A 6,318-nucleotide genomic window follows, 5' to 3' on the forward strand; every position below is an offset into this window, starting at 1 on the left:
TTCTAAAGAAAATAATTCATATTTTGTCCCTGTGTTTGGTTCATTTCGGAATACTTCTACTTGTACGTTATATACTTCATCTTTTCCGATGTTTTGCACTGAAAAACGATATGTATGAAAAACATCTTTTTTAGACTGTAAGATGTTTTTACCTGAGTCGTTGACTTCATCAATATTGACTTTCCATTGTTTTGAATGTTGTGAGACTGGTAATGATTGCGGAGAATAAGCGTATACTTGATTTGTCGTTATCATGCATAATAGTAACAGGGAGAAGCTTACAATTTTTCTCATATATAGACCTCCAGAAGAAATTTACTAATATTATGAGTGGAAAAACAATTTGTTATGTAATGGAATTGGAGTTTTTGGAGAGGGATGGGAAGTCATTTTACATTAAATCAATCGAATCAAGTTTGGTATGATGTTCCTTTACATGGAAAACATAATATGTTTAATGCGATAATTGCGATTATGATTGGACAGTTTTATAAAGTAGCAGCAGAGATGATTCAACAGGCCTTGCAATAAGCAAGTATTACAGAAATGCGTTTTCAGTTTATAACTGCAAAGTTTGGTTTTACAATTATTAACGATGCTTGGAATGCAAGCCCTTCTTCTATGAAAGCAGCTATTGAAACATTAGAGAAATTAGCCACTTAAGAAAAAAATAATTGTACTTGGGGATATGTTGGAGTTAGGAGAAGAGGGAGAAGAATATCATAGAGAAATTGGAAGAATATTAAACCCAGCAACAATTCAGTACGTCTTTACGTATGGGAACCTTGCTGGGAAAATAGCAGAAGAAGCAAAAAAGAATTATCCTACAGATGCAGTACAAACATTTGCTAATAAAACTGACATAGCAAACAAAATCGTGGAAATTACTACCGAAAATGATGTTGTGCTATTGAAAGGATCACGGAGATGGCATTGGAAGAAATTGTAGCAAAATGGATTTGGAATTAAAAATCAGAAAATAATGAAAAATACCTTGCATTTTCTCTTTTAAAGGAATAGAATACTCTGTAAATATAAAAAGTGATGAGCAGGAAAAGTACATGATGCAAGGGTCTACAGAGAGCAATCGATTGCTGGAAAGATTGCGATACCGCATGATGGAAAGACACCTGTGAGCGTTGCTTTGAACGTGAAAATTAGTAAAAGCAAACGGTACCTACCGTTATCAGGTTTAAGATGGTCAGTATGACAATTTGGGTGGTACCGCGGAAAAATCCGTCCCTATTTATGGGGCGGATTTTTGTATTCTTTGAAAGGAGGTGAGTGACCGTGGATGATGACGATGACAACAATAATGTAAATGTAAATAAGTATGAAAACATAGGAGGAAAAAATAATGGGCAAAACAATGAAGCGGTCACTCATTCGTGAATGTAAAGCGTCTAGTAAAAGGATGGTTTTATTACAAGGCTGGGTGAAAAAAATCGTCATCTGGGGAATATTAGTTTCTTATTGTTACGTGACCGAACGGGTGTCATCCAATGTGTATTAGAAAAAGACTTAGCGGGATATAAAGTAGACGTAGAAAGTGTTGTTCAAATTATTGGAGAACTTGTGGAAACGACAAAAACAGAGTTAGGTGTGGAAGTACTTGTAGAAGAGGTAAAGGTGTTAAATACTTCAGAACCGCTTCCATTTGAAGTGAATAAAAGAAATCTACACGTTGGTTTAGATCAAATGTTAAATGAGCGTGTACTATCGCTTCGTCATGAACGAATACAAGCCATTTTTAAAGTTCAATCTACGCTTGCACAGGCATTTAGTGAATTTCTGGTAGAGAACGATTTCACACGTATATTTACGCCGAAAATTGTTTCCCAAGGAGCGGAAGGTGGAGCGAATGTTTTTAAACTCCCCTATTTCCAAAAAGAAGCATATTTAGCACAGTCTCCTCAATTTTATAAACAAATGATGGTTGCGGGTGGATTGGAACGTGTTTTTGAAATTGCTCCTGTTTATCGGGCTGAGCATCACAATTCTTCCCGTCATTTGAATGAATATATATCATTAGACGTGGAAATGGGGTTTATTAAAGACTTTTATGAAGTGATGGAATTAGAAGCGACCGTTTTACGGTATATGTTTGAACAAGTAGGACAGAAATGTGAGAAAGAATTAAAGCTTTTACAAGTCACAATTCCTGTTATTACAGAAATTCCTAAAATCACCTTAAAAGAGGCACAGCGTCTATTACGAGCAAAATACCGAAAAGAATCACCAGTAGGGGATTTAGACACAGAAGGCGAAAAGTTACTTGGAAAATATGTGAAGGAAACATACGGTAGTGATTTTGTTTTTATCACACATTATCCGAAAGAAGCGAGACCGATGTATACGATGCCGACTAAAGAAAATCAAGCTGTTACGGATTCTTTTGACTTGTTATATAAAGGATTAGAAATTACGTCAGGTGCGCAGCGAATTCATGAGTATGATATGTTACTTGCTTCTTTTAAAGAAAAAGGATTACAACCAGAAAACTTTGAATCTTATATGGATACATTTCGATATGGTTGTCCGCCGCATGGTGGTTTTGGGATTGGGCTAGAAAGACTTGTATATAAGTTTCTAGAATTATCGAATGTTCGAGAAGCGAGTGCGTTTCCGAGAGATTGTACGCGTCTTATGCCATAAAGTGAAAAGAATCTTCGCATTGGTTGCGAAGATTCTTTTCATTTATGCAGATTTGTATTGTTAAGTCTCTTTCGTGTTGGTGCTTTGTTTATTAGTATTTTCATTTTATTTAAAATGGAAAAAAAGGTATTAGAAGCAGAATTCTTTGCGGGTGGAAATTACAGGGATTTATTGTTCGTTTACAGCGTATTCTTGCTTCGATTCGTCGCTCCAATTGCGATTGTCATTGTCTTTTTGAACGTGATTGGGGTTATTTAACTTAAAATGTTATAATATCCCAAAAAGAGGGGTGAGAAAATGTATTGTTATATTACAAGTAGGTACATAACGGGTACGAATTCGTGGTTCTCCTATTGTATATAGGATCAAGATATGAAAATTTGGAGGAGAAAAAGATGAAACAAGAAAAAGAAGTATTATTACAAGGAAAAATGATGGAAGTACGCGGGAAAAAGCTATATGTGGAGACGTATGGATCCATAGAGAATCCTCCTGTATTGTATCTTCACGGAGGTCCTGGTGAGATGTGTTATGATTTTTCCTATCATCAAGCACATAGATTACAAGATTTTTTTCGACTCATTGCCATTGATCAGCGCGGGGTAGGACGTTCGGAAAAAATTAGTCAGCAAGAGCCGTTTGGATTACGAGATCTTATCGAGGATTGCGAAGAGTTAAGGAAGATTTTACAAATTGAGAAATGGTCTGTGATTGGGCATTCTTTTGGCGGATTTTTAGCACTGTTATATGCAGCAATGTATCCGCAATCTATTCAAAAAATTATTTTTGAAGGACCTAGTTTTGATTTTGCATTAACGAGTAGAGCTTTATTGAAAAAGACAGGAAATATATTAAGGAAGTACGGAAAAGAAGAACAAGCAAAAAAATGTATAGCTCTTTCAAAGAGTAATGCTACTTCTGAAGAATTGCTAGAATCTTATATAAAATTAAGTGATGAGTTAGAAGAAAATAGAATGGAAATCTATAATAACTTTAAAGATGAAACTGACTATACTTTATATAGTGATGAAGAGTGGGAAGAGTTTTCTCATCGCTCAGAGATTCATTTTGCGAGATTGAAAGAAGAAGGAGAATTTCATACATCGTTACTACCAAAATTAAAAGATGTGGAGAATCCGATGTTACTAATGATAGGAAAGTATGATGTAGTGACTTGTGAGAAACAAATTCAAGCATTTAATAAGGATGCTCGACATGGTAAAGTTATCGTTTTTGAAGAGAGTGGTCATACGCCGCACTATGAAGTAGCGGATGAATTTGCAAAAACTGTGATTGATTTTTTGAAATGAAATAGAAAAAGGTGCTTCATGAAATGAGAAGCACCTTTTTCTATGTATTTAATTTTCAGGATAAAAGATTGTAATGTTAGGCCATCTACTTTGCCAGTTCTTTTTTTGTAATCTTTTTTCATACATGTTAGTTCGCTCTTTCGTTTCGAGGAAATGAGATGTTGGTTTCACTTGTAACGTGAGAACATCTTCTATTCCACAAGGGGCTGTTAACATAACGTTATCTTGTTCATCTAACGTAACCCCAAGAGCAGTTGCGGTTTCCGGAAATTTAGATATTGCATCGACTGAAGATGAGTAAGGTGGCATGTTATTGATTACATGCATGCGAGATTGATTTTTTACTGACCATGGAATAGTAGAATCTATACTTTTAAGCTTATTTTCTAATTTTTCTTCGGTAGATTCACTAATATGTAATGGGTCAAAATAAATGATATCGATGTCTGGTGTTGGAGTTTTCACTTCATATCCATGAAGAACATCCCAAATTTTAGAACGAACAAATCCAGCGCAAACCCACCAATCGGGTAGCTCTAAAGACTTTGCTATTTGTAATATTTTCATCATCCAAGTATCGTTTTGTATCAGTTTTATAATATCTTGTTCTGTTTGGAGACGCATTTTTAATCTCACCTTTTGTATAATTGATTTTCTCCACTTTCTAAGGAGAGGATGGCAATCATTTAATGCATAAGTTTAATAATCCACAAAATCCAATGTGCGCCAGGTACAAATAAGAACTGTGCTAATAATGTACCGAGAAATCTTGAAATCATAAGCCAGCCGAACATTTTACTCATTGTATCAGCACCATTTTCTGATTGAAGAGCACGTTCTGTTAAAAGGGCAATGCGCGGATCTAACAGTACAGTTAATAAGATTGTTGCAAAACCATTAACGAGTCCAGAGGCTGTGCTCGCATTCGTTGCATAAGTTGGATTTAAAAAGGAAGCATACAAGGCGGAGAGAACACCCGCTGTATAGATGGCAGTTGCAAACATATTAATTAACATAATTCGTTTTGGAATGCCGCCAATTCGCATCCGATGAATCATTTCAAATTTAGGAAAGCGAACATATTTTTTCGTATACTTCAATTTTTGTATGTTATTTGTTTTCATCAATCCAATGAATGACCCATCTGTTTCAAAGTTTTGAATTACATAGCCAAACAACTTTGTCAAAGTCGGATATAGAAAAATTGCAAGCAAAGTACCGATAGAAGCTGAGAGTAAAACTAGGCGTATGGTTCGTTCTAAATCAATAGAAGAGTCTAATTTAGCTTGATCGACGATACCACCAAGTAAAAAAGCTTGCAGTAAGTTAGATGTTCGTGCAACGAGTAATACCATCCCAACTACAGATAATGCAACGGCGATCTTTTTTAAACGAACACCAGCTAGCCGAATACTATAAGAGCTTGTTTCGACTGCATGGATGATAATTGTGAAAGCCATTATAAAAATTAATGTTGTCGTCATTTGTTCCACCATTTTTCTCTTAAATTATATTTATAATACAACAGGAACACATTTTTGGGTATATCTATTCGTGGATCAGATTCTGATAGAGAGGTAATAAAATATAATATGCAACTTCTAAAAGAATGAAAATTTTGATAATATAGAAAAGATGGTGATTTTTCTTATAAAGTAAAATGAGCGGAGGAGATAAAATGTATACAACATTTCTATTCGATTTAGATGGAACACTAACTGATCCGAAAGAAGGAATCGTAAATTCCGTTTTATTTGCACTACGGAAAATGGGAATAGATGAACCGAATCCAAACGAGCTAGATTCTTTTATTGGGCCTCCAATTCAACATTCGTTTGCAGATAGATACGGTATGAATGAAAAACAAGTTGAGCAAGCTGTGACGTATTTTCGGGAATATATGCAGCAAAGTGGCTTATTTGAGAATAAAGTATATGAGGGGATTCCTTGTATTTTACAAGAGTTAAAGGATGAAGGGATGCGTTTATTTGTTGCAACTTCAAAACTAACTGTATTTGCAAAGCAAGTTTTAGAACACTTTCAATTAACTCATTTCTTTGAAGAAATTGTAGGGAGTAATTTAGATGGAACTCGAATCAAGAAAGATGAAATAATTGAGCATATTTTACATACAAACAAAGGACTACAAAAAGAGGAAATTGTGATGGTTGGAGATAGAAAGTATGATATGATAGGGGCTAATTGTAATGGGATTGATTCGATCGGTTTATTGTATGGATACGGAAGTGAAGGGGAGCTAAAAGAAGCAGGAGCGACGCATATTGTGAAACATGTCGAAGAGTTACGAAACTTTTATGTAAAAAATAAAAGTTTAAAAATATAAAATAAAAGA

The 6,318-nt window shown here is 34.8% G+C and carries 4 protein-coding genes, 4 pseudogenes and 1 other annotated feature; of the genes and pseudogenes, 5 read left to right on the forward strand and 3 right to left on the reverse strand.

Features of this window, described 5'->3' with window-relative positions; genetic code table 11:
- A pseudogene (locus tag V7183_RS12730) lies at positions 1 to 294 on the reverse strand (hypothetical protein); the annotation flags it as partial.
- A gap of 87 nt (positions 295 to 381) precedes the next feature.
- Here V7183_RS12730 and V7183_RS12735 point away from each other — a divergent pair.
- The 4 genes and pseudogenes from V7183_RS12735 to V7183_RS12750 form a co-directional block, all read left to right on the forward strand.
- Positions 382 to 969: pseudogene (locus V7183_RS12735) on the forward strand (glutamate ligase domain-containing protein); the annotation flags it as partial.
- A 66-nt stretch (positions 970 to 1,035) separates the two neighbouring features.
- Positions 1,036 to 1,247 (forward strand) — a binding site (T-box leader).
- Positions 1,248 to 1,357: 110 nt separating this feature from the next.
- Positions 1,358 to 2,655 (forward strand): annotated as a pseudogene (gene aspS / locus V7183_RS12740) (aspartate--tRNA(Asn) ligase).
- 66 nt (positions 2,656 to 2,721) lie between these two features.
- Positions 2,722 to 2,913 (forward strand): annotated as a pseudogene (locus tag V7183_RS12745) (sodium-dependent transporter); the annotation flags it as partial.
- Positions 2,914 to 3,050: 137 nt separating this feature from the next.
- Positions 3,051 to 3,965, forward strand: coding sequence for an alpha/beta fold hydrolase (locus V7183_RS12750; RefSeq protein ID WP_335359755.1), 915 nt, complete (start codon positions 3,051 to 3,053; stop codon positions 3,963 to 3,965).
- Between the two features lie 48 nt (positions 3,966 to 4,013).
- Here the strand turns inward: V7183_RS12750 and V7183_RS12755 are convergent, their stop codons facing one another.
- Positions 4,014 to 4,589, reverse strand: coding sequence for a nucleotidyltransferase family protein (locus V7183_RS12755; protein ID WP_335359756.1), 576 nt, complete (start codon positions 4,587 to 4,589; stop codon positions 4,014 to 4,016).
- Between the two features lie 62 nt (positions 4,590 to 4,651).
- Positions 4,652 to 5,449, reverse strand: a complete 798-nt coding sequence (locus V7183_RS12760; protein WP_335359757.1) for a lipid II flippase Amj family protein — start codon at positions 5,447 to 5,449, stop codon at positions 4,652 to 4,654.
- Between the two features lie 194 nt (positions 5,450 to 5,643).
- On the opposite strand from V7183_RS12760, the gene V7183_RS12765 reads away from it, so the two are divergent.
- Complete coding sequence (locus V7183_RS12765; protein WP_097898446.1) at positions 5,644 to 6,309, forward strand: HAD family hydrolase; 666 nt, start codon at positions 5,644 to 5,646, stop codon at positions 6,307 to 6,309.
- Positions 6,310 to 6,318: the final 9 nt, after the last annotated feature.

The organism is Bacillus sp. JJ1127 (assembly GCF_036965845.1).
Taxonomy (GTDB): Bacteria; Bacillota; Bacilli; order Bacillales; family Bacillaceae_G; genus Bacillus_A.

Excerpts from the sequence above, each read along its gene's own strand:
- V7183_RS12750 (WP_335359755.1), top strand. The coding sequence starts at position 3,051 with ATGAAACAAGAAAAAGAAGTATTATTACAAGGAAAAATGATGGAAGTA.
- V7183_RS12755 (WP_335359756.1), bottom strand. The coding sequence starts at position 4,589 with ATGCGTCTCCAAACAGAACAAGATATTATAAAACTGATACAAAACGAT.
- V7183_RS12760 (WP_335359757.1), bottom strand. The coding sequence starts at position 5,449 with ATGACGACAACATTAATTTTTATAATGGCTTTCACAATTATCATCCAT.
- V7183_RS12765 (WP_097898446.1), top strand. The coding sequence starts at position 5,644 with ATGTATACAACATTTCTATTCGATTTAGATGGAACACTAACTGATCCG.